The following is a 21760-nucleotide window of genomic DNA, read 5'->3' as shown; positions in this document are numbered from 1 at the left end:
GCAGCAGACTCAACTGCTCCATTGCGTACGGCTTGAAGGTGAGGTTTCGGTTGTTCATCTCCCTATTGTATTAAACTTTTCCCCAACTGAGGAGGGGCTGTCCTCCCCTTTTTAGACAGCCCCAGGTCTTTTTTATTTGTTACCTCAAATACAGCCAATTCAATTCACGCAACTTATTTGCCAGCGACTCGCTCAAATCTCCCTCGCTCATTCGCCATTCCCAGTTGCCGCCAAGTTTGGAGGGGAAGTTCATACGCGCCTCGCCGCCCAGGTTCAACACGTCTTGCATGGGAGTCATGGCGATTGTCGCCACAGACGACCAGACCGCGCGGATCAAGTCCCATGCAAAGCCTTGCGAAGGTTTGGAACCTTCGCAAGGCTGAATATTCAAATACCGAAGCGCGAACTCACGTTCTTCACTGGTCGTTGATTCAAACCAGCCTTTAGCCGTATCGTTATCGTGAGTGCCGGTATAGGCAACGCAATTTTCCACATAGTTGTGAGGCAGGAAGGGATTCTTCGGATCGGAGAAGCCGAACTGCAAAACCTTCATCCCCGGTAGTTGAAACTCTTCCAAGAGCGCGATGACATCGGGTGTAATCAGCCCCAAATCCTCGGCGATGATGGGAAGTGTGATTTCGGCGGTGGATGCGCCATCGCTGAGTTTTGAGTCGACCGCGCGGAAGAAATCGGAGCCGGGTCCCGGAACCCAATGCCCGTGTTCGGCAGTCTTATCGCTGGCGGGAATTTCATAATACCCCGCAAAGCCACGGAAGTGATCGAGCCGCAAGATGTCAATCGTCTTCAACGCGAACTTGATCCGCTCGAGCCACCATGCGTACCCTGATTCTTTGTGAATATCCCAGCGATACAGCGGATTGCCCCACAGTTGACCGGTGGGTGAGAACAGGTCGGGCGGAACGCCCGCGACGACGGTTGGGTTGCCCGTTTCATCGAGAAAAAATAATTCGGGGTGCGACCATACGTCCGCGCTGTCGTAGGCGACAAAGATCGGCATGTCGCCGATGATTTTCAATCCCTTTTCGTTGGCATACTTTCGCAGATTTTCCCATTGGCGCGAAAATAAATATTGATAGAAAGAATGGCGATGGATGTCGTTGGATAATTCTTTACGGGCTTTGTCCAACGCGGATTGCTCCCGCATCCGAAGCGGCTTTTCCCACGTGTTCCATGCTTTGCCGCCGTGCGAATCTTTCAACGCCATGAAGAGGGCGTAATCATTGAGCCATGAAGCGTTTTGCGCGCAGTAATAATCGAAGCCGTCGCGGAGGTCTTTTGTCGCGGCAGGGAAGCGGGAGAAAGCCTTGAGGAGTAGAGTCAGTTTCCACGGGATGAGCAGGCCGAAGTCCGCGCGAGAGGCGGGAAAGGCTGGCACGTCGCGTAGGTCATCCTGAGTCAGAAGTCCATCTTGAATCAAAACATCGGGGCTGATCAAATAGGGGTTGCCCGCGAACGCGGAAAAACATTGGTAAGGCGAATCGCCATATCCCGTTGGACCGAGCGGAAGGATTTGCCAAAGTTTGCATTGTGACGACGCCAGCCAATCTACAAAGCGATAGGCTTGCGGACCGAGATCGCCGATGCCGTATGGGCTTGGAAAACTTGTGGGATGTATGAGGATTCCGCCCGCGCGGTCAAATTTCATTTGGCTGTCTTTTCGTTTGAATGACCTGACCCGCGCGAATGGTTGAATCGGGATAGTCGCTTTGAATCACGTCGGTGCCGATCTCGGCTTCGGGCTCGATCACATAGCCTGACGGCACAACGCTATTCTTGCCCACCAATGCGATGCGGATGTTTTGATCGGTTACGCCCCAGCCTACGCGGGCGTGTTCTTCCACGCGCGCTTGTTTGTCGAGCACGGATCGTTCCACAACCGCGCCGGGTCTGATTTCCGCGTCGGTCAATACGATCGATTCGCGCACCACCGCGCCAGACCGAACGATGACGCCCGGCGATAGCACACTGCTCTCCACGATCGCGCCTTCTTCAATGAAACAGCCGTCACAGATCATGCTGGCATACACATAGCTTTTGGCGGGGAAGCGCGCCGGCGGGCGTTCGGCGGTGCGGGTGTGGATGATCCAACTTCGATTGTACAGTTTCAAGCGGGGCGAAGGCGCGAGCAAATCCATGTGCGCCTGCCAATACGACGCCAGCGTTCCCACATCCATCCAGTAACCGCTGTATGGATAAGCAAAGACGCGAGTTTTTGATTTGATCAAGCGCGGCAAGATATCCTTGCCGAAGTCGTGCGACGATCCTTTTCGCTGGCGGTCTTCCCAGAGGGCTTTATCGAGCACTTCGCGTTTGAACAAATACACGCCCATGTTCGCAAGGTTCGATGGCGGCTGTGGCGGTTTCTCGACAAATGAGGTGACGCGATATTTGTCGTCTGTGGCAAGGATGCCAAACCGCGACGCTTCTTCGATGGGGACGGTGATCACGCCCATGGTCAGGTCTGCCTCATGGTCGAGGTGGAACGAGATCATTGGCTCATAGTCCATGGTGTAGATGTGGTCGCCCGAGAGGATCAACACCAGGTCTGGCGAGCCTTGTTTGATGAAGCCGAAATTTTGTTGCACGGCGTCGGCGGTGCCGGCGTACCAATCCGATTCGTTGCGGGCTTTGTACGGCGTGAGGATTTTGATGCCGCCTGTGAAGTCGCGGTTTAAATCCCAGGGCGCGCCAACGCCGATGTGTTCGACCAGGGATTGTGGGCGGTATTGCGCCAATACCATCAAGTCGAAGATTCCCGAATTGACGCAGTTTGATAATGCAAAATCAATGATGCGATATTTGCCCGCGAAGGGGACGGCGGGTTTTGTCCGTTTGACGGTGAGGGCGCCCAGCCGCGAACCTTCGCCGCCCGCTAAAATGATTGCTCGTGTTTTCATTCTGCCTCGCCATGGACTACTGGAGTTGTGGCTTGCCTTTCACGGATTTGCCTGCGCGGTTTCTCTGCCGAAGCCGGATACGCTTCACGCGCCGGGGCGGCTGATTCGGCGATCAATTTTTTATACGCTTCGACATATTGTTCCGCCGAGGCGCGCCAGCTGAAATCTTTTGCCATGCCCGCTTTTTGCAGAGCCGCCCAGCGGGGTCGATCTGGAAAGAGCTGTAATGCGCGTCGTACCGCCTCGTTGAACGATTTGACTTTTATATCCACAAATACGAACCCGGTTTCGCCGTCGGTGACCGTATCGTGCAGTCCGCCTACGGCGCGCACGAGCGGCGCGCATCCGTAGCGCATGGCGATCATTTGCGAGGTGCCGCACGGTTCGTAGCGCGAAGGCATGAGGAACAGGTCTGCCCCGGCGTAGATCTGGCGGGCGAGGTTGGCGTCGTAGCGGGTTTCCACGCGCGCGCGATCCGGCAATTCCTCTTGTATTTTTTTAGCCGCCGTCTCGAGTTTAGGGTCGCCCGCGCCGAGCAAAACGAATTGCCAGTTTTGCTTCTTCAACATGCGCAAGCCTTTGAGGGCAATATCCACGCCTTTTTGCATGTCCATGCGCGTGACCATTCCAAGCAGGGGGGTATCTGGCAATTCGGGCAAGCCAACCCGGCGCTGGAGGGCAAGTTTATTTGCGGAACGAAGGGGGAGCGTCTCGGCGTTGAAAGGCGCCGAAAGGGCTGAATCAGTTTGAGGGTCGAACGAAACGACATCCAATCCATTGAGGATGCCGCTTAGCGTATCGGCGCGATTCTTGAAGAAGTCCTGTAAACCGGAGCCAAACTCCTCGTGCAGGATTTCGTCGGCGTACGTGGGCGAAACAGCGATGATCGCATCTGCCGCCCATAAGCCGAGCGGCATAGGCAGCGTGCGCGCCCAGTCTGGCAGGTCGGTTTTGGCAAGCGGCAAACCATAGTCCTCGAGGAGTTCCCGAATGTCTGGACCGAGGAAAGGCAGGTTATGGATCGAGATCACCGAAGCGACGCGGTTCTTTTTATCCTCCCAGCGTTTGACCAGGTTGCCATAAGCCGCAAGGGCGGTATGCCAGTCGTTGCAATGCAGGATGCTCGGCATCCAGTCGATTTGGTGGGGCAACTCCAATGCGGCTAAAGAGAAAAAAACATACTTTTCAGCGTCTAACTTGTTATTGGATGAATATACCGAGCCGCTAGCCTTGATCGGGTCGCCGTTGATGAAATATACCGGGAGTCCGCCCAGCGTTCCTTCAAACGCCTCTACCTGGACCTCGGAACTGCCTCTCGGTAGGGAATAGATCGCCAGGGGTTTCAGGGCTTCCGTTTTGATCACCGGGTGCAACGGCAACACAAGCCGTATATCGATCTTGATCTCCTCCCCTGAAATTGCGCGCAATTCGCGCGGCAATGTGCCTGCCACATCACCCAGCCCCCCAACTTTGACAAAAGGTTCCGCTTCTGCCGCAAGAAATAGAACGTTGATTGTTTGGGGCATGTGGGCTATTGTACTCGTTTTTAAAAGACGCGGAGTTTGGGCTTGGAGAAAAAATACGCGCCGGGTAGATAACCTTACACTTTAGGACTTACGCAGTTAAACCTGTTGCGCCGTAGTTGCACTGCGGCGGCGGCAGTACAACTGCCCGCCAACTGTGTAAGTCCTGACTTTCAAACTCGGGACGCTGATTCGCGCGGAAAACGCAGATTTCTTTCTTTCGAATCGGCGAATCAGCGTTTTCACCTGCCCTTGGGGGCGGTGCAAGGGTCTGCGTCCCAAAGCATTCTGTAAAGTAATCAGTTCGCAGGATTAAAAGCAGACTTCCGAAATCTTCGAGACTTCGGAAGTCTATGTACTGGGAGCCTGATGGGTTTCGAACCCACAACATCTACAGCCACAGTGTAGCGCTCTGCCGTTGAGCTACAGGCTCCATGTGAAGCGGCGGGATTATATCACCTGATAATTCGACAAACAAGGTTGTTTTCTGGGGGAGTGGCTATTTGGGTGTGTAAAGCCAAAGCCACAGAGATCATAGAGAATTTGAGATTTTATCTCTGCGGCCTCAGAGTGTTTCTTGAAGGCTGAAAAAGAACCTCAGCCACACACCTGCCCTGGCGGGCGGCGCCAGGGGAGAACACCGAGTCCACAGAGATTTTTTATAGGTTTTTCTCAGAGGTTCTCTGCGCGCTCTGTGGCAAGGATGGTTTTTTATACGTTTGTTTCACCGTTCCTTCCGGGGCGCGCATGGCTTTGGCAAAGTGGGGAATGTTGTAACGCGAAAGGCGCGAATGAGTGAATTACGCGTTTCAATATCCGGCGATCTGCCGACAATTTTGAAAGTCAGACTATTTCTCTAATTGAATATAATCCCGCTCGTAAACAAATCGCTACATATTCAAGGAGTAGGAACATGAAGAATTTATTTGGTTTTTTGCGTAATGAAGTTTTTCTAGGCGCCATGATCGCGTTGTTGAGCGCGCTGACCGCCTTTTCGAGTTATCAGGGCGCCATGGCGGATTCTGAGCAAAACAAGTACGAGATCAAGGGGATGCAGGCGCTCAACGACGGGAATGCTGAATATCTCAGCGCGAATCAGAATTGGATTCAAGACGAGGGCAACTACGATAATTGGTATATCAACAGCGGCAACAACCCCGAAGCCGCCGAGTATTATGAAGGGAACTTTTCGCAAAGCCTGTTCGATGCGATAGCGCGCAACGGCGACGAATACCCAATGGATGAACAATATTCCGATGAGTTGTATGCCGACGCCATCGCCTACTGGGATGACTCAGACTATAACTTCGAGATTGGCTCTCAATGGGACGAACGCGGCGACCAGCTTCAACTTGTTATGTTGATCATGGCGCTTGGGCTTGCCCTGACCGCATGGGCGTCCCTGCTTCATGCGGAAAGTAAGATGCGCGGGTTCTTCTCTCTATTGGGATTGGCGGCTCTGATCGCAGGGTTGGTTATTTACTTTGCCTTGGTTCCTACGGTAGTCGCATAATCCTAAGGATCGCAAGCGCGTGGTGGCGCGCGCTGTCCTTGTGAAAGCGGAAGCGGATAAGTAACCGCCGGACGAATCAAAACACGCCCCGGAACTTCCGGGGCGTGATCATTTAATCGGCCGGGCGTTCCGTGTTCGACACGCTAAAAAAGGTTACAACTTTACGCTTTGCATTTTATTTGTGGCTTTGCGCGGCTGTCGGTTATAGCCATTGCCATTTAAAAAAAGATATGCAAGAATATGGCATCGTTATCAATCTATATAAAAAGGAGATGGTAAAACAATGAAGAAATGGTTTGCATACGTAATGGTTTTGGCGGTATTTGCGACAGCCTTGGGGGTGAATGTTGGCTCAGCCAGCGCGGCTGGTTCGCGCGTGGTTTTTTATATACCCGGGGTCACCCCACAGCAATTGAAGAATGCCCACATGACTTCCAGTGGAACGTCTATCCCTGTGGAGTGCGTTCTCAAGGATGCTGAAACGGGCAAGGTGGTTTGCCGCGTTCCAGGCAAGTATGCCGGTCTAGATGGGGTGTTGCGTGTGGCGGGGCAGGTAATCATGGTTCACGTGCCTCAGCCGAAAGCGCCCGTTGTAGCTGACGCGCCCGCGGCAGGATGCGGCGAGGGTGAGGTATTCTGGTATTCCTGGAACTCCTATGTGTACGGGAAATTTTGGCAGAACGGCGGAATGATGGTTGAGCAGTGGGAGGCATTAGAGGAATCGGGATACTTTGATGATACGGCAGAAAAAGATGGCCAAACCTGGACGATTACTGGAACTTTTTGCGCCCCAGTGGAAGATTAGCCAGATTTGGAAATGCAGAGATATTCACTTCAATACACGTTGGACTCAAACGGGACGAAGGCAAAACCTTCGTCCCGTTTTGTTTCCTTATAATACGTGATCTCGGGTTAGTAACTCACCTTACGCGGTAAAGCTGTAAGGCGAGATTTATCTCGTCTTTCAGGTTGTTCTTGCGCAAGAGCGACATGAATGTCGCGTTACGGAGATCAGACCGACTTCAGTTTTGTTTTACCTCCGATGGAACGAACAGGACGCCTACATCTTTACTTTTGCCAAAGGAGGCAAATACAATGTCTGACAGAATTATCGGAACGGTCAAGTGGTTCAACGGAACAAAAGGCTTCGGCTTCATCGAGCGCGAAGGCCGCAAGGACGTGTTCGTCCATTTCTCCGTCATTCAAGGCGATGGGTTCAAGAATCTGACGGAAGGCCAGAAAGTCGAATTCACCGTGGAACAGGGACCGAAGGGTCCGCAGGCTAGCAACGTCACCACAGTGAGCTAGTTTGACAAGAGAACAGCCCCGCGATTTCGCGGGGCTGTTTTTGATTCAAAACCCGCCTCTCATTGAGACGGGTTCGTTGTTACGCAGGTATCTTTTTACTTTCACGCGTAATTTTAATAAGCGTTCGCAGAGCTTCATTCACGGATTCGGAATCTGTGAATACCTCAGCCACATCGGGCGAAAGGACGACGAGGTTGCTCCCCTCCTTGAAGCGGTCAACGTATTTACCCCGAATACCCTTGCTGAAATTATATTCTTCCAGCATGTTATCGTCAGCTGTGTTCGGAATGGAGTTTGTCATGCTCTTGTGGCAAGTCGTTGACGTAGCAAGTCGTTTGCAAGGCGGCTGGGTGTAACGCCCTTTTTCCTTGCCGCTTTCCGAAGCACCTGAGCGACGTTTTCATCAATGGCAATTTCGTAGCGACGCTCACGAAATTCGCTGATGACTTTTACAGGGCGCGAATTTTGCAGGTACTTTGTTGTATCGTGTTTGTCCCAGAATTCGGCGGCTTCTTCGTAACTGCCGAATTCCTCGGGAATGGGGTCAATTTTCTTTTTGTTTGTCATACTATTCGCCGATTACGATCTTCGCCTCGGCGCGAGTCGATTCTTCGAGAACCTCGTCGGCGTGGGGGCGGGGCGTGGGGGGCGAGTCCCTTCACGGCGCTGGTGACCAGACCGAGGCGGGGCGGGAGGCGAGTAGTCGAAGTCGGGCAGAGTCTTTTTCTCCAATGGATGCCCCATGATGCGTTCGAGAGCGCGGATCATATCCTTGTCTTCATCGGTGACCAGAGTGAACGCGTCGCCTGTGCGTTGCGCGCGCCCCGTGCGTCCGATGCGATGGATGTAGGCGTCGGCGGTGTCGGGCATGTCGTAGTTGATGACGTGCGTGATGCTGTCAATGTCGAGACCGCGCGCCGCGATGTCGGTGGCGACCATGATGTGGAAGTGTCCCGTTTTGAAACCGTGAAGCGCGCGCTCGCGTTGTCCCTGCGTGCGGTTGCCATGCAGACTCGTGACGCGATAACCCGCGTGCGCGATCTGTTTCGCCACCTTGTCGGCGCGATGTTTCGTGCGCACGAAAACGAGAATCGAATCCGAATCGGTTTGTTTGAGCAGGCGCAATAACAACCCCGTTTTCAAATGTTGCGGCACGGGATATAACGCATGACTCACCGTGACCGCGGGCTTGCTGATACCCATCGCAATTTTTTGCGGCTCAACGAGCGATTGCGCCGCGAGTTGTTCCACTTCGGCGGGGAAGGTCGCGGAGAACAGCATCGTTTGCCGCTGTTCAGGCACGGCTTTGATGATGCGGCGCACATCGGGTAGAAAGCCCATGTCGAACATACGGTCGGCTTCATCGAGCACCAAAATTTCGATGCGATTCATTTTCGCATGGCGTTGCCCGATGAGGTCGAGCAGACGCCCCGGCGTAGCCACCAGGATTTCCACACCCTGACGCAATGCCTTGATCTGACGGTCGGCTCCGACGCCCCCGTAGATGGTCGCGCTCCTCAGCCCCGTCCCCGCCGACAGCGCGCGCACGACCTGATTGATCTGCTCGGCGAGTTCGCGCGTCGGCGTGACGATGAGCGCGCGCGGCATTCCTCGTTGTCCATCCAGCAGTTTGTTGAGAATGGGGAGGACGAACGCAGCGGTTTTGCCCGTTCCCGTCTGCGCGGTGCCAATGATGTCGCGTCCGCGCAATGCGGCGGGAATCGCCGCCTCTTGGATCGGTGTGGCAGTTTCATACCCCGCGACTTTGATTCCCTGCATGAGGCGGGAATCTAAATTAAATTGTGTGAAGTTCAAAATGGTTTCCTGTTCTTCAGAAGCCTTGCACGTGTAAAGAGTGAGTATCCCTCAGTCGAAAACAGCGGTGGACTGCTGATGTAGATTATTGATGCGGAGATTATACACCACATCCAACCCTCGCTGGTTGAGTAGCCTAAGCAAGCGTTTCTTAAGTCTGGAGCCATGCTCTTTTGCGCGCGGATATCACGGAACACACGGAGTAAAGGTAACTTTTAGCGGACAACAAAACCACATGTGATAACTCTACCCTTCCCTCCGATTCCACACCGATGAGCGGTTTGCTATAATAACTTCATGAAGTCCAACGCAGAAATTCTCATCATCGGCGGGGGAGTAGTCGGCGTGTGCTCAGCCTATTTTCTGGCAAAACAAGGCGCGCGGGTGACGCTCATCGAAAAGGACGAGATCGCTTCGGGATGTTCGTATGGCAACGGCGGGTTGATCGCGCCCAGTCATGCCGTGCCGCTCGCGTCACCTGGCGCGTTGGGCGATGGGTTGCGCTGGCTGTTCGACTCTGAAAGTCCGTTTTACATCAAGCCGCGCATGGATGCTGAGTTAATCCGCTGGTTAGCGCGTTTTGTGTGGGCGAGCCGCGAAGGGCAGATGTTGAAATCTCTGCCGGTCTTGCGCGATCTGTTGTTTGCCAGCCGCGCTCTGTATGAAGAACTGTCGCAAACGGCTGGCTTTGATTTTGGCTTCGAGGGCAAAGGCTCATTGCTGGTATGTCTTACAAAACAAGCGCTCGAAAAAGAACGGCGTGAGACACGCCTCTTCGAAGAGTTCAAGATTCCCGTCAGCATGGTGAACCGTGATGAAGCGCTCGAACTCGAGCCTGCGCTGTTGCCGTCGATCGCGGGCGGCGTGTATTACCCGCGCGATGGGCGTATCGACCCGCGGCGCTTTGTCGTCGGGTTGGCGGAAAAGGCTCAAGAGTTGGGAGCCCAACTCCACACAAAGACAGAGGCGCTTGAGTTTGAATCCCAAGGCGGGCGGGTGACGAAAGTTCACACCACGCGCGGCGAGTTCACTGCGGAGCAGATCATCCTTGCGAGCGGTTCGTGGTCGCCACAGGTGGCGCGGGCGTTGAAGTTGCGTATCCCGATTCAGCCTGCCAAGGGATACAGCGTTACGGTGGAAAATCCGCCGGTGACGCCGCGCCTGCCCCTATTGTTTTCGGAGGCGCGTGTGGTGATCAACCCCCTTGGTCACGCGCTTCGCATCGCCGGGACGCTTGAGCTGGCTGGCATGGATTTTTCGCTCAATCCCCGGCGGGTGGCGGCAATGCGAAACGCCTCGTCGGACTACCTGCCTGGTTTGGCGGAGGCGAGGGTCATCGAGATTTGGCGCGGTCTTCGCCCGTGCACGCCCGATGGCTTGCCGATCGTCTCGCGCGTGAAGAAGCTTGAAAATGTGATCGTCGCGGCTGGTCACGCCATGCTGGGTATGTCGCTGGGACCGATCACCGGCAAACTGGTTTCACAGCTGGCGCGGGGAGAGGCGTCGCAATTGGGTTTGACTCCGCTGTCGGCGGAAAGGTTTTAAAACACGCATTTGCTTCTGGGGAATCGGAGCGATTTTTCCACTTTGCATGTTTGTTAGGCAGTTCAAACGAGGCGCGCCGGTACTCTGGTCTGCCCAGTACTTTCGTTCAGACGACTCTTACAAAAATGTTTGTAACTTTTGCTTAGCGAAACTTTCAATACAAGTGGTTGGCATGTAACCTTTAGGCACACCCTGATCGAAAAGGGTTTGCCCACTCGTGTGGCAATTCATTTCCTGGAGGTCCCATGTTTACTATTTCGACAAAGATTGCAAGGAAAGTCATGAATGTCGGCTTACTCCTTCTCATGCTTCTCTCCACAGGGTTTGGAGCAGTGGCGCCAGCGCAAGCCAGCGCCAGCGAGCAATCGCTCAGTTACGCGATCGTGTTCGTCTCGCGCAAGATCCCGACGAACGGAAGCGTGTACTACCCCGCCGGCGGCTCAATGCCGGGCGTAATGCCATATAGCCGCTTTCAAGTTGCCGCCCCGGGCAAGTTGATCGTCCGTGAAGCGAGCGGCGCCACGCGCACTTTGATCGATGGCGCCGCCCCAACCGCCGCGTCGATGAACCTGATCGACGTTAACGCGCCGGACGTTTCGTTCGATGGAACAAAGATCGTGTTCGCCGGCTTGGCAAACGGTTCCTATTCGTCAAATCCGATGAATAACCCGGGCGCCTGGCGGCTTTACGTGATCAATGTGGACGGCACCGGGCTAAGGCAACTCACCTTTGCAGATCAAAACCTGAACATGTCGCAGTTTGGCGGGGTGGCTTCATCCCTCTCTCGCTACGACGATACAGATCCCGCCTGGCTTCCGGATGGGCGCGTTGCGTTTTCGTCCACGCGCTGGCCCTCGTTCGGCATGTATGGCGCGGCGCGCACCAGCAACCTGTATGTTGTCAACGGCGATGGATCCAACCTGCACCGCATCACATCCGAACGTAACGGCGCGGATCGTCCGCTCGTCGACCCGTTGACCGGGAAGATCGTTTTTTCGCGCTGGTGGCGCAACCATCATGTCGCTACCAACGATATGGGCACCATCCCAGACCCGCGCGGCGGATATATTATGAAAGACGGCTTGTGCGCCCTCAACAGTTCCGGCGCGCGCTGTTTCGAGCCGGGCGGCAAGTTCAACATGGAACGCAATTCCTGGTTCCTTGCCTCCATCAACCCCGATGGCACCGATCTCGAACAGTTTGCCGGGCAATCCAACACGACGTTCAACGGAAGCAACATTAACCATGCGTACGGCGGGTCGATCGCGCCGGACGGTTCCATTTACACCACCTTCTTCCCGATGGCGAACGGAACGGAAGCCGCAGGCTTTGGCGGAATCCGACGCTACCAGCGCGGACCCAATGGCTATTCACACATCATCGGCATTACTACTCGCGATGAAAGCGTTCAACAGTTTGTGAAGACGAACCCCAACTCGTACGGCGTGTACGTGGGCAATTACGCCGGTGAACCGGATGTCTTGCCCGATGGTCGCGTGATCATCTCGTGGGCGCAAGATGCGACACAGGATTACGGCTTATACATCATCAATGCCGATGGCAGTGGCTTGACCAAACTGTACGATAACGTTGGCACCACCGAACTCCGCGCGCGCGCGATCCGCCCTCGTTCCGCGCCGGTGATCGCCGACAAGATCACCCAAAACCCCAGCCAACTGCCTCCGCTGGCGCAAGGTCCTTACAACACCGATGGGACGTTTACCTTCCAGGCGTTGAACGTGTACTTCAATGCGCCGGTGGATGTGAATATTCTCAACGCCATGCCTGTGGGTTCGGCGAACACCATCCGCTTTTTCATCGATCACCAGCGTTCGCAACAGACCGGCTCCATCGAAGCCTTCGACTGGCCCATCCTGCTTGAGGAGGTGCAGATTAACCCGGACGGTTCTGTGACGGCGCAAAGCCCAGCCAATGTGCCGCTGTTCGAGCAGATCCGTTCCGCTCAGCCGGGCTATGAAGTTCCGCTGGTTGGAAATAACAAGTTCTACTTCGAATCCCCTGGCGCGGCGCACGTAGCGGGCGAAAACTATGGTCGCCCCGGCGCAGTGACTGCGTGTGTCGGTTGTCATGCCGGGCATACCATGATCGATGTGCCTAATGCGGAAGCCGCCAAGTGGACCAACCTCGCCACCGGCGCGACCGTGTCGGTTTCTTCGACAGGCAGTGGTTCGCCCAGCGGCATCAATGACCGTCGCGTGAAAATGAGCATCCCCAACGGCGCCACCCCGCGTTATTGGTCGAGTGGCGGCGGCAACCCCAGCGCGCAATGGGTGACGTTGACCTTCCCTGTTCCAGTCACTGTGCGCACGGTGCGTTTGTATAACCCTGCCAGTTTCGACTCATCGAACAAGGTGTTGGATGCGACCGTCCGTTTGTATAGCGACGCGGCAGGCACTGTTGAAGTTGCCAATAAAAACTCGGGTCCGTTGACCGACACAGGCACGAATGTGGACTTCCCTGAAGTGTTTACTCGCGTCGTGCGCGTTCAGTTCAATTCGGTGAGTGGCAATGCCGCCGCCCTTGGTGAGATCGAAGTCATCGCCCGGGCTGAGGCGGCAAATGGCACAGGCGGACCAACCGCAACGGCGGGCCCGAACGTTACTCCCACGTTTGTGTCAACATCTACCAACACGCCGTCTGTGCCGGTGACCAGCACATTCACATCCACGCCGACAACTGTTGTATCGAATACGGCAACATCCACGAGTATCGCGCTCCCCAGCGCGACGGTCACGAACACGCCATTGCCGCCGGCGACGAGTTTGCCGACCATCACGAACACGCCGGTGATCGGAGTGACGAATCCGCCGGTGAACACGAACACGCCGGTGGTCGGAGTAACAAACCCGCCAGTGAATACGAATACGCCGGTGTTTGTGCCAACCAATACGCTTACGCAGGTCAGCCCATTGCCGACGAACACCTCCATTCCCGGTTCGCCGCTGGTTCGCACGATCTTCCCAACCGCATGGACAACGAGCAAAGGATCGGTCACCGGTTCGCTCGCCAGTTTGAGCCTGTTCGACCAAAAGGGAGCGGATAACAATCCTCAGGCGTATGTCGCCTTCCAGACGCCGTCTAGCGTGTACGACGGGTACCAGTCATTCTTTATCCCGGCAGATTTAAACCGCTCGCTGGTGACCGGCATGGCGCTGGAACTCAACTATAAATCGCCGGGACCTTCGACGCAGGTTTGGACCATTGCGCTGTACGATTGGAGATCTAAGAAATGGCTCACGATCGGCGCCACCAACGTGGATAGTTCGGTGGAGTGGCGCAAGCAGTTGATGGCACTGCCGTTCATTTCGCGCTACATTTCATCCAGTGGCGAGATCCGCATCCTCTTGAAATCTAACAATGCGAATGGAGACGCGTTCCTCGATTACGAAGCCATCCACCTCGGTCTTGCGGCGCCGAATGGAGCATTGCCTGAACCAACTCTGACGCCGACCATCATCGTTCCAAGCCCGACGGAAACAGCCACACCGTAGCAACGTCATACGAATCAAAAAACGGACAGCCGAGCGGCTGTCCGTTTTTTGATTTTCATTATAGACCCGCGGCTTGTTTCAGCGCGCTGGCTTTGTCGGTCCGTTCCCATGGGAATTCGATATCGTCGCGACCGAAGTGACCGTAGGCGGCGGTTTTGCGGTAGATCGGCGCGCGCAAGCCCAAATCACGGATGATCGCGCCGGGGCGGAGGTCAAAATACTCATCCACAAGGGAGGCGATCTTTTCATCCGCAATCTTCGCGGTGCCGAAGGTTTCGACGTTCACCGAAAGCGGACGCGCGACTCCAATCGCGTAGGCAACTTGCACTTCGACTCGATCCGCGAGTCCCGCGGCGACGATGTTCTTCGCCACGTAGCGAGCCGCATATGCCGCGGAGCGATCCACCTTTGTGGGATCTTTGCCGCTGAACGCGCCGCCGCCGTGACGTCCCATGCCGCCGTAGGTATCTACGATGATCTTGCGACCGGTGACGCCCGCATCGCCCATCGGACCGCCGACCACGAATCGCCCGGTTGGGTTGACGTACACCTTCACATGTTTGTCCACCATGTTTTCGGGAAGCGCAGGCATGATGATCTGATCGGTGACGATCTCGGTGATTTCGTTTTGCGAAACATCCGGCGCGTGTTGTGTGGAGATGAGAACCGTATCGACGCGGACGGGCTTGCCTTGCGAGTATTCGATCGTAACCTGACTCTTCGCATCGGGTCTCAGCCAGGGGATGCTCCCATCTCTGCGGAGTTCGCTTTGTCTACGGGTCAACTTGTGCGCGAGGTAGATGGGGAGGGGCATGAGGGTGGGCGTTTCGTTGCACGCGAAACCGAACATCATGCCTTGGTCGCCTGCGCCGACCGCTTCCACTTCGGCTTCGGTCATTTCGCCGGCTTTGGCTTCGAGGGCTTTATCCACGCCCATGGCGATGTCGCCGGATTGTTTGGCAATGGCAACCTGCACGCCGCAGGTGTTGCCGTCGAATCCTTTTTCGCTCGAGTCGTAGCCGATCTCGTTCACCACCTTGCGGACGAGCGCGTCGTAATTGAAACTCGCGTTGGTGGTAATCTCGCCCAACAGCATCACGAAGCCGGTCTTGGTGGCGGTCTCACACGCCACGCGCGAGCGGGGGTCCTGCTCAAGGCAGGCGTCCAGCACCGCGTCCGAGATCTGATCGCACATTTTGTCGGGGTGTCCCTCCGTCACTGATTCAGACGTGAACATCAGTTTGGGGGAGGTCATAAAAGTGTTGCTCATTTCGTTCTAACTCCTTTAAAAAAATTTGCCCTTTCAGACGAGCAGAAAGGGCAAATCAGTTTTTGGTTTGAAACCCTCTCATCTCCCAGAACATCCGTCTGTAGGAATTGGCACCTTTTCAACGGTAGTCTAATGAGAACATTGTTGATAGGTTGTCGAGGCATCGTCGGGCCGTTCCCTCCGCCTCTCTGGATAAGAGCGCCTTGCAGGGCTATTGAATTGTGGCGGCAGTGTACCACATGGAGAGGGGTTGAGTCAATTTTATTGCCGCTCCCAACGGATGAGGATCAAGAGTCTTGCAAGTGGCTGGGTATCGGGTTCTCACTCAAGTAATTTTTAGGCAGGGAGGTATAGAGGTTCTCCGGGTAGTATGGTGGCGCGTTGTTTTCTGCCTGCGCGAGAACCACAAGCATATCGCGAAGGGATGGAAAGAACCATTTTAGCATCTTCGAGTATCCGCGATGAGCATACGTATCGACAATTTCCGCGGCGCGTATCGAATAGCCGCAACCGGTTAATATCTGGGTCAATTCATCCAGCGTCCATTCCCGGTTGTGGCGGCCGTACACGCCATAACCCGAGTAGGGATGATAGATATTTTGCCTGTTTTTAAGCAGGGCAAGGATATTGCGCAATACAAGCACGTTGGGGGTCGTGATCAATAACTTGCCGCCGGGCTTGAGCACGCGATGGATTTCCATCAGCATATGCGTAGGGTCAAGCGCCAGGTGCTCGATGATTTCCCAGCACAACACGGTATCGAAACTATGGTCGGGGTATGGGTAACGGTCCAGTTCGACGTTGAAGGTCTGATACTTAAACACATGCTCCTCGCCGATGGCGGGCTTTGTGAGTTTGATCGAACTTTCAGACGGTTCTCCGGGAATAACCGCATTTGACAGGGACAACGAGTACGGAAAATACTTTTTCAGCAACAAGGTGGTGAAATAAGGCGCCGCCCCCAGTTCTAACAGCCTCTCGCCCTGATTTCCAGACGGTATAAAGCGCAGGGATTCGTGAAAACGATGCGCGTGGGCGTCTAAATACCGCTGATTCTCCTCCTGCCAGTTTTCGCCGCCTTCTTGAGAAAAACCCGTTAGATATTGACGAATCTCTGAGATTGTCGGTGTAGGCGTTGTCATCTAACCTCCATGGATAAATACGTTACTTTACTTTGCTTGATCTCGGATATTGAATTGTAGGATCGTTTCTATCTCTCGTTTACCAGCCTTCGGCTTTTGCCTTTGAGCCGGGGTATCTTTGCTTAATTTCTCTTCCTCGTCATTATAACCTTTCCATGGCGATCAATCGTTGCGGATAGATGGTAGATCGCTCTTTCGAATCCTTCGCGCAGGGACAGTAAGTAGGTAGGTAACATTCAGTAGTTCTCCTCAACAGAGTTGATTTCCCGCCGCTTTATATCAAGACGCGGAAGATTATTCCAGATGTGCCTATGCAGATTCTCATAAGCCTCGTTGAGGAGAGTTTTCAACTGGGTTGATGATTTTTGGAAATAAAACAACCTCCGCGTGGAGGTTGTTTTTTGTTGAGTTACAGATAGATGTAGTAACTGCTCAGCGATTTTCAACGAGCGGGGCTAAAGCTACCTGATTTCGACAAGCTCAATCCAAGGCTCAGCATGTGGAAGCCCCTTCGGGGCTGGCGTAATGAGTCCGCTTGAGCGGACTTTCATGAACTGAGGCAGGATGCTACGCGACCCGCCGAAACCTCATGCGGCAGACGGTTCCAGTATTTGAATCGATTCGTCTGCGAGCCACGCCGCGTATTGCAGAGCCTGACGAACGTCTTCCTCCTCGAGATAGGGATAATCCTTCACGATCTCGGCGGCATTCATCCCGTTAGCGACGAGATTAACGACCAAGGCGCCCGCCCATCACTAACGGATCGAATGTGATGCGATTGAATTGGGTCATGGTTTTAATCTCCAAATTTCAGTATATCGCAAACAGCAGAGTCTTATTTTGGCGATGGAGTAGGTGAAATTGAACTGCCTTTCGGCTAATCATTTAGACGTTTTCTTCGCCGCCTTCTTCGTCTTGCCGACTCTCCGATACGGCGGCATATCAATCACGCAGATCTGACACTTGCCCGTATCCAGCAACTTATTCCACAAACTCGGGTAACTCTTCGCAAACGACTCGGGGTCAAGCGTGGACGTGATCACCGTCGGCAGGTTGGCGTAGTAGCGGTGATTCAAAATCTGGTGCAGTTTATCCTCTGCCCACACGGAACTGATTCCGCTTTCTTTCAGGTCGTCGAGCATGAGCAGGGGTGTGGTGCGGATTTCGTAGGAACGGCGATCAAACGTCACGTCCGAGTTGGGGCGAAAGGTGGCTTTGAGATAATCCAACAGAGTCGATACTTCCGCAAGGATCGCTTGTCCGCCGAGGAGCAGGCGATAATTCCCAACCGCCGCGGCGAGATGCGTCTTGCCTGAGTGCGATCCGCCGAGGATCACCAGCCAGCCGTTGGGACCCTCCGCAAAATGGACAGCCGCATCCAGCGCCTCGTGCAAGCGCTTGATGTGTTGCGCGGTGACTTTCTCGCGCACGATCTCTTTGTCTTTGACGGGACGTCCGTAACGATCTTGTCGCTCCTTCGTGATCGTCGTGACAATTTCCTTGCCGACCTCATCGTCGCGTGTTTCAAAATTGCCAAATGACAAGTCCTTGATGTGCGAAAGCGACAGCATCGAGATGCCAGGGTTGCTTGTCTCGGTGGGACGGCGGAAGTCGGGCGCGGTGATGCGGATGTATTTCACGAACTCCGCATCCTGCAAACGCGAACGGATGCGGCTCTCGACTTCATCCAGAATCAAATTCGTCGTGATGACCGTCGGGAGTTTGTTGATGTACCGCGCGTTGATGATCTGGAATAGTTTTTCCTGCGCCCATGGGGTTGCGTTCTGTGTGCCGAAATCATCCATCACGAGCAAGTCTGCGGTGCGGATGGTTTCAAAGCGTTCCTCAAAAGTTGTTTCGGGGTCGGCATACGCGAAGCGAAGTGAATCGAGCAGATCGGGGACAGTGATAAACAACGTCGGCACGCCGCGTTGCACGCATTCATTTGCAATCGCCGCGGCGAGATGCGTCTTGCCGCATCCGTACGAGCCTTCGAGCAACAACCATCCGCTCAATGTTTTTGCAAAATGTTCCGAAGCGTCGAGCGCGTCGCGCAGACTCGCCACTTCCTGCGGCGAGACAAATTCCGCTTTGGGGTTGCCCGACGAGTTGAAATTCGCAAACGTGAGATGACTCAGCCGTTCGAGATTGCTCATCTCGTACAAACGCTGGCGCGCGTTGTCCGCGATCTCATTCGCGCGGCACACGCACGGTTCAAGCCGACCGAATTTTTCGTGTCCCACTGGCACGTCCACGCGCAAGAAGCCCACGCCTCCGCAGTATGGGCAATCGGGCTTACCGAGCAACGGCGCGACGTTATCCATCGAGATATTCGGCGAACTCGCTTTTTGTGTAGCGCTCAGAACCTTGTCGAGCGTCCCGTTGATTCGTTTTTCCATGCCTGCCTTCATCTTTCCATCGTTTCAAAATCGCTTCGCAATATTTCCAATTGCGTTTGTTATTTTTCACCGCGAGCTCGATCGCCTCGGCGATCCACTCCGCATGATACGTCCCTTCCGCATCTTTCAACGCGTCCGCGATCATCGGCGTCAGCGGACCGATATTCTCCTCGTACAACCGAAACACATTCGGTCGCTCCATCGGCGGCGCAGAAACAACACTGGATGGATTCCACTTTCCACTTTCTATCGCTTGGATTCCCGCCCGTCCCCTCGGAGAATTCAACAGGAAGTAAACCACCGCTTCTCTTTCGACCGTCAGCAGGCTCCCGCGTTTGACGGCTTTCTCCAGCCCGCGCTTGATCTCCTCCGCCCCCAGCCCCAACTCCTTCACATCGAAATCCATCTTCGTCAACGCCCGAAACGGACTGTCCATATGCTCCGCGCGCCAGAGAAAATACAGCGTCACTTTCAACTCCGCCGCATCGTCAATCTCTTTCAACAACTCGTGAAAGAACTTATCAGGCAGAGAAATGAATGTCTCGGAGTCGGTAAATCCACGGAAAGTCTTCATAACCTTCATCTACGCAATACGCAGTACGCAATACTTCGTACTCCGTACTGCGTATCCCGTAACTCGTATCATTCGTTAGGTTTAAACACCCTCGTCGCCGCATTCTCGAATTTCGCCAACGCGCCGCGGAAGACCAGCTCCACGCTCCCAACGGGACCATTACGATGCTTCGCCACAATGATCTCAGCCACGTTTTGCTTCACCGTATCTTTCTCGTACTGGTCGGGACGATAGATGAACATCACGATGTCGGCGTCCTGCTCTAAAGATCCCGATTCTCTCAAATCCGATAGCACAGGACGTTTATCCGAGCGTTGCTCCACCGCGCGACTCAGCTGCGCCGCCGCAAGGACGGGTACATTCAACTCGCGCGCCAGCACTTTGAGATTGCGCGAGATGTATGAAACTTCCTGCACGCGGTTATCGGTGCGCGTGTCGCCGCCCATGAGTTGGAGGTAATCAATGATGATGAGGTCGAGACCAAACTCAAGGTGAAGTCTTCTGCATTTTGTTCTTAATTGCAAAGGCGTGATCGCGGGCGTGTCGTCGAGATAAATGTGCGTATCGCCGAACACTTCAATCGAGTGTGTGAACAGGGGCCACTCGTTCTCTTGCAACTTTCCCGTCCGCAGACGTTGCGAGTCGATTCCCGTCTCTTGCGCGATCAATCTCTGCACAACTTGTTCGTTGGACATTTCCAATGAAAAAATAGCCACATGCTTTTTGTGTGTCAACCCCGCGTTCTTTGCGATGGAAAGAAGAAAGCCCGTTTTACCCTGGCCAGGTCGGCCCGCGATAATCAACAGGTCCGATGGTTGTAAACCCGTGAGCATTTTGTCGAGGTCAATGAATCCCGTCGGCACACCGACAATTTTATCGGGGCGTTTGGCGAGCGTATCAATTCGGTCATAATACTCGCTCAACACATTGGAGATCGGCTGAAGGTCGTGTTTGAGCCGCCGCTCGCTGACGTTGAAGACCGCCTTCTCCGCCTCATCCATCACATCGTCAACGTTCGTCTTCTCGTTGTACGCAATCGAAGCGATCTTGTTCGCCGCGTCGATCATCTTGCGACGGATCGAATGTCCCTCCACAATGTGCCCGTACGATTCCGCGTTGAGCGACGACGGCACTTGATTCACCAACGCGGTGAGGTACGCGGGTCCGCCGAGTTCGCCGAGTTGACCGCGCTTGTCGAGTTCGTTCGAAACAGTCAGCAGGTCGATGGGGATGCGTTGTTCGTGCAGGCTCGTGAACGATTCCCAGATCCACTTGTGACGGTGGATGTAAAAATCGTCCGCGCTCAAAAACTGCGCGACATCGTAATACACCTCAGGGTTAATGAACACCGCCCCAACGACGGCTTCTTCGGCTTCGCGGCTATGCGGCACTACCGTTGATGCGGCGGGGGCAGTTTCATTGGGCAGGAAGTCGTTCATTTTTTCTTTGGCTTTTTCGGTTTATCGGAAGAGTCGTCCTCGGATTTATTTTCATCGGGTTTATCGAAGTTGAGTTTATCCAAAAAATTTTCGAAGACGGATAAACGCTCGGCTCCTTCTTTCGACAGGGGAGCTGGTTCGCTTTTCTGCGGCGGAATCTCCCCTTCGGGCATATCCTGCTCAGGGACGATGCTCGCCACGTCCATCACGCTCGCGTGGACGAGGATCGGCACGTGCGCCCGCACCGACAACGCGATCGCGTCCGACGAGCGCGAGTCGATCCGCACTTCTTTACCGTTCACATCCGCGATGATCGCGCCGTAATAAGTATCGTTCTCCAGCTTGACGATCTCGATGCGCGTGATGCGCGCGTTGAATGCGTTGAACACATTCTTGAGCAGGTCATGCGTAAGCGGACGGCTCACTTCCACTTCCTGTAACGCGACCGTGATCGCCTCCGCTTCATACACGCCGACCCAGATGGGTAAATAGCGATCTTCGTTAACTTGTTTCAGCACAACCAAGCGGTTGGGCGTCATCAAGTGAACGCGGACGCTGTCTATTTGCACTTCGATCATGTTTGCCATGGGAAACTCCAAACGAGTTTTTCTATTGTACACCATTCAATGATGGATGTCATTGCAGTTACAACACCCCCGTCATTGCGAGAAGGCTCGCTCTGAGCGGAGCGAGTGACAACGAGCGCAGACGAAGAGCAGCCGACGAAGCAATGACGGAAAAATTATTTTGTTGCAAGAATGATGAAACGGGGCTATAATCCCGCCCTGTCACCGGGGACTTT

At 54.5% G+C, this 21760-nt stretch carries 18 protein-coding genes, 1 tRNA gene and 1 riboswitch; of the genes, 5 read left to right on the top strand and 14 right to left on the bottom strand.

The window, feature by feature from the left end; all coding sequences use genetic code 11:
- Nucleotides 1–139: 139 nt before the first annotated feature.
- The 4 genes from malQ to AC16KF_RS10940 form a co-directional block, all read right to left on the bottom strand.
- Nucleotides 140–1666: a 4-alpha-glucanotransferase gene (gene malQ, locus AC16KF_RS10955; RefSeq protein ID WP_484037351.1), complete on the bottom strand. Its 1527-nt coding sequence runs from the start codon at nt 1664–1666 to the stop codon at nt 140–142.
- Nucleotides 1656–2918 (bottom strand): glucose-1-phosphate adenylyltransferase, encoded by a 1263-nt coding sequence (glgC, locus tag AC16KF_RS10950; protein ID WP_484037350.1) that lies wholly within the window; start codon nt 2916–2918, stop codon nt 1656–1658. Before glgC ends, malQ begins: the two co-directional genes overlap by 11 nt.
- Nucleotides 2915–4444, bottom strand: a complete 1530-nt coding sequence (locus AC16KF_RS10945) for a glycogen synthase (protein ID WP_484037349.1) — start codon at nt 4442–4444, stop codon at nt 2915–2917. Before AC16KF_RS10945 ends, glgC begins: the two co-directional genes overlap by 4 nt.
- A gap of 358 nt (nt 4445–4802) precedes the next feature.
- Nucleotides 4803–4874 (bottom strand) — tRNA-His (locus tag AC16KF_RS10940).
- A gap of 480 nt (nt 4875–5354) precedes the next feature.
- Between AC16KF_RS10940 and AC16KF_RS10935 the strand changes: the two genes are divergently transcribed.
- From AC16KF_RS10935 to AC16KF_RS10925, 3 genes are all read left to right on the top strand, one after another.
- The gene (locus tag AC16KF_RS10935) at nt 5355–5954 is read left to right on the top strand and encodes a hypothetical protein (protein WP_484037348.1); all 600 of its coding nucleotides are present in this window, start codon (nt 5355–5357) and stop codon (nt 5952–5954) included.
- A gap of 283 nt (nt 5955–6237) precedes the next feature.
- Nucleotides 6238–6759: a hypothetical protein gene (locus tag AC16KF_RS10930; protein WP_484037347.1), complete on the top strand. Its 522-nt coding sequence runs from the start codon at nt 6238–6240 to the stop codon at nt 6757–6759.
- Between the two features lie 290 nt (nt 6760–7049).
- The gene (locus AC16KF_RS10925) at nt 7050–7262 is read left to right on the top strand and encodes a cold-shock protein (RefSeq protein ID WP_484037346.1); all 213 of its coding nucleotides are present in this window, start codon (nt 7050–7052) and stop codon (nt 7260–7262) included.
- A 79-nt stretch (nt 7263–7341) separates the two neighbouring features.
- Here the strand turns inward: AC16KF_RS10925 and AC16KF_RS10920 are convergent, their stop codons facing one another.
- From AC16KF_RS10920 to AC16KF_RS10910, 3 genes are read right to left on the bottom strand one after another with little or no spacing between them, the layout of a single operon-like run.
- Complete coding sequence (locus tag AC16KF_RS10920) at nt 7342–7563, bottom strand: hypothetical protein (protein ID WP_484037345.1); 222 nt, start codon at nt 7561–7563, stop codon at nt 7342–7344.
- Complete coding sequence (locus AC16KF_RS10915) at nt 7560–7829, bottom strand: CopG family antitoxin (protein WP_484037344.1); 270 nt, start codon at nt 7827–7829, stop codon at nt 7560–7562. Before AC16KF_RS10915 ends, AC16KF_RS10920 begins: the two co-directional genes overlap by 4 nt.
- 12 nt (nt 7830–7841) lie before the next feature.
- A complete protein-coding gene (locus tag AC16KF_RS10910; RefSeq protein ID WP_484037343.1) occupies nt 7842–9077 on the bottom strand; it encodes a DEAD/DEAH box helicase in 1236 nt (411 codons plus the stop codon).
- A 297-nt stretch (nt 9078–9374) separates the two neighbouring features.
- On the opposite strand from AC16KF_RS10910, the gene AC16KF_RS10905 reads away from it, so the two are divergent.
- Complete coding sequence (locus AC16KF_RS10905) at nt 9375–10622, top strand: NAD(P)/FAD-dependent oxidoreductase (RefSeq protein WP_484037342.1); 1248 nt, start codon at nt 9375–9377, stop codon at nt 10620–10622.
- A gap of 281 nt (nt 10623–10903) precedes the next feature.
- A complete protein-coding gene (locus tag AC16KF_RS10900; RefSeq protein ID WP_484037341.1) occupies nt 10904–14134 on the top strand; it encodes a DUF7402 domain-containing protein in 3231 nt (1076 codons plus the stop codon).
- A gap of 58 nt (nt 14135–14192) precedes the next feature.
- On the opposite strand, the gene metK is transcribed toward AC16KF_RS10900, so the two are convergent.
- The 7 genes from metK to AC16KF_RS10865 all read right to left on the bottom strand — a co-directional run bounded on the left by metK (nt 14193) and on the right by AC16KF_RS10865 (nt 21545).
- Entirely contained in the window at nt 14193–15404 is a 1212-nt protein-coding gene (gene metK / locus AC16KF_RS10895; protein WP_484037340.1) for a methionine adenosyltransferase, read from the bottom strand.
- Nucleotides 15405–15479: 75 nt separating this feature from the next.
- A riboswitch (SAM riboswitch) is annotated at nt 15480–15603 on the bottom strand.
- Between the two features lie 88 nt (nt 15604–15691).
- Entirely contained in the window at nt 15692–16546 is an 855-nt protein-coding gene (locus AC16KF_RS10890; protein ID WP_484037339.1) for a class I SAM-dependent methyltransferase, read from the bottom strand.
- 587 nt (nt 16547–17133) lie between these two features.
- Nucleotides 17134–17286 (bottom strand): DUF433 domain-containing protein, encoded by a 153-nt coding sequence (locus AC16KF_RS10885; protein WP_484037338.1) that lies wholly within the window; start codon nt 17284–17286, stop codon nt 17134–17136.
- Nucleotides 17287–17427: 141 nt separating this feature from the next.
- The gene (locus AC16KF_RS10880; RefSeq protein ID WP_484037337.1) at nt 17428–18945 is read right to left on the bottom strand and encodes an ATP-binding protein; all 1518 of its coding nucleotides are present in this window, start codon (nt 18943–18945) and stop codon (nt 17428–17430) included.
- On the bottom strand, nt 18863–19519 hold the full coding sequence (locus AC16KF_RS10875) for a DnaD domain-containing protein (RefSeq protein ID WP_484037336.1): 657 nt from the start codon (nt 19517–19519) through the stop codon (nt 18863–18865). Before AC16KF_RS10875 ends, AC16KF_RS10880 begins: the two co-directional genes overlap by 83 nt.
- Nucleotides 19520–19587: 68 nt before the next feature.
- A complete protein-coding gene (dnaB, locus tag AC16KF_RS10870) occupies nt 19588–20958 on the bottom strand; it encodes a replicative DNA helicase (protein WP_484037335.1) in 1371 nt (456 codons plus the stop codon).
- The gene (locus AC16KF_RS10865) at nt 20955–21545 is read right to left on the bottom strand and encodes a bifunctional nuclease family protein (protein ID WP_484037334.1); all 591 of its coding nucleotides are present in this window, start codon (nt 21543–21545) and stop codon (nt 20955–20957) included. The genes dnaB and AC16KF_RS10865 overlap by 4 nt, the downstream gene beginning before the upstream one ends.
- Nucleotides 21546–21760 lie beyond the last annotated feature (215 nt).

The organism is Candidatus Defluviilinea gracilis (genome assembly GCF_057138825.1).
This window is presented reverse-complemented; position numbering and strand designations above follow the sequence as displayed.

Coding starts and splice junctions, on each gene's coding strand:
- malQ (WP_484037351.1), bottom strand. CDS start 1,666: ATGAAATTTGACCGCGCGGGCGGAATCCTCATACATCCCACAAGTTTT.
- glgC (WP_484037350.1), bottom strand. CDS start 2,918: ATGAAAACACGAGCAATCATTTTAGCGGGCGGCGAAGGTTCGCGGCTG.
- AC16KF_RS10945 (WP_484037349.1), bottom strand. CDS start 4,444: ATGCCCCAAACAATCAACGTTCTATTTCTTGCGGCAGAAGCGGAACCT.
- AC16KF_RS10935 (WP_484037348.1), top strand. CDS start 5,355: ATGAAGAATTTATTTGGTTTTTTGCGTAATGAAGTTTTTCTAGGCGCC.
- AC16KF_RS10930 (WP_484037347.1), top strand. CDS start 6,238: ATGAAGAAATGGTTTGCATACGTAATGGTTTTGGCGGTATTTGCGACA.
- AC16KF_RS10925 (WP_484037346.1), top strand. CDS start 7,050: ATGTCTGACAGAATTATCGGAACGGTCAAGTGGTTCAACGGAACAAAA.
- AC16KF_RS10920 (WP_484037345.1), bottom strand. CDS start 7,563: ATGACAAACTCCATTCCGAACACAGCTGACGATAACATGCTGGAAGAA.
- AC16KF_RS10915 (WP_484037344.1), bottom strand. CDS start 7,829: ATGACAAACAAAAAGAAAATTGACCCCATTCCCGAGGAATTCGGCAGT.
- AC16KF_RS10905 (WP_484037342.1), top strand. CDS start 9,375: ATGAAGTCCAACGCAGAAATTCTCATCATCGGCGGGGGAGTAGTCGGC.
- AC16KF_RS10900 (WP_484037341.1), top strand. CDS start 10,904: ATGAATGTCGGCTTACTCCTTCTCATGCTTCTCTCCACAGGGTTTGGA.
- metK (WP_484037340.1), bottom strand. CDS start 15,404: ATGAGCAACACTTTTATGACCTCCCCCAAACTGATGTTCACGTCTGAA.
- AC16KF_RS10890 (WP_484037339.1), bottom strand. CDS start 16,546: ATGACAACGCCTACACCGACAATCTCAGAGATTCGTCAATATCTAACG.
- AC16KF_RS10880 (WP_484037337.1), bottom strand. CDS start 18,945: ATGGAAAAACGAATCAACGGGACGCTCGACAAGGTTCTGAGCGCTACA.
- AC16KF_RS10875 (WP_484037336.1), bottom strand. CDS start 19,519: ATGAAGACTTTCCGTGGATTTACCGACTCCGAGACATTCATTTCTCTG.
- dnaB (WP_484037335.1), bottom strand. CDS start 20,958: ATGAACGACTTCCTGCCCAATGAAACTGCCCCCGCCGCATCAACGGTA.
- AC16KF_RS10865 (WP_484037334.1), bottom strand. CDS start 21,545: ATGGCAAACATGATCGAAGTGCAAATAGACAGCGTCCGCGTTCACTTG.